Origin of the sequence: Pelotomaculum sp. FP, from assembly GCF_004369245.1 — a bacterium.
GTDB lineage: Bacteria > Bacillota > Desulfotomaculia > Desulfotomaculales > Pelotomaculaceae > Pelotomaculum_C > Pelotomaculum_C schinkii.
Window position 1 is genome coordinate 1 of sequence record NZ_QFGB01000148.1, and the last position, 1,249, is coordinate 1,249.

At 46.6% G+C, this 1,249-nt stretch carries 1 protein-coding gene; it reads left to right on the forward strand.

Translation table 11 applies throughout. From position 1 onward, the window contains the following. On the forward strand, positions 1 to 1,249 hold a 1,249-nt coding region (locus tag Psfp_RS21120; RefSeq protein WP_134220475.1), incomplete at both ends, for an FAD-dependent oxidoreductase.

Sequence of the window (1,249 nt, forward strand, 5' to 3'; positions counted from 1 at the left end):
GCATGCCTGGCGGCTATACCGCCGGATTTTACAGGAAGGGTTATTATTTTGAGAGCGGCACTCTTGCCTTTGAAGCCTCGGCATCGGTATTCAAGGCAATGAAGGACATCGGAGTGTTTGATAAGATCGACTTTGTAAAACTGAGGATACGGTTCGTTTCAGAGGCTTTCGACGGAACTCCTGAGAATTACGATGATTATAAAAAAATGATTTACTCTGGTTTCCCATCTGAAAAAGAAAAGTTGGACACGGTTTTTTCGGAGCTGGACAAAATAGCCGGCCTGATGGGGAACGTGGATGAACCGATGCCCTTTCTTTACAGCGGGCTTAAAATGTTCAAATCAATGCTTCCCTACATCCTGAGCGGCCCAAAGCAGATGAAATTATCAAAGCAGTATGGCAACATGACCTCATCAGAGTTTGCCGCCAGGTATTTCGAAAAAGACTCAAAGCTGTTCAAGCTGTTCAGCGGATTCGGCTATCCTGATATGCCGGCCATGTTTGTAGGGACCGGTTTATCGGGGATGTTTACCGACTATTGGACTGTGAAAGGCGGTATGCAATCATGGGCTGACGTTCTCGCCGAAAACTTCAGAAAACTGGGCGGGGATTTGAAGCTGAGCTCCTACGTCGACAAGATCATCACCAAAAACGGGGCCGCAGTCGGTGTCTCATGCCAAAATACCGTTTATGAAGCAGATTACGTTATTTCCGCCGGGGATTATAAGAAAACCTTTTTTAAACTTTTAGACGACCTGAGCCTTATTCCGCAGGCGCTCCAGGGTAATATTGAGAGCGCTGCCGTTTCGGAGGGCTTCTGCACGGTATATCTGGGGCTCAATATGTCCAACCAGGAACTTGGCCAATATATGAAGGTTCCTCATGTATTTACCTATGACGATAAACCAGGGTACGACATTTACAATTCCGAAGACCCAGAGTTTTTCAACAAGACATCTGTTTCGCTCTATTCGCCGTCAATGGTAAACCCCAAACATGCTCCTGAAGGGAAATCTTCATTGATGCTTCAGACCATGGCGCCATACCATTGGATGAACAACTGGGGCGGCGGGGATAAAGAGGTATATAGGCAATTGAAGGAAAAAGCAATGGATGCAATGATAGACAGCGCATCCAGGCTGATTCCCGGCTTGAAGAAAGGTATCGAATATAAAGACGCCGCAACTCCGCTGACTTATGAAAGATTCACCCATAATACAGATGGAGCGAGCTCCGCATGGAGTTGGAA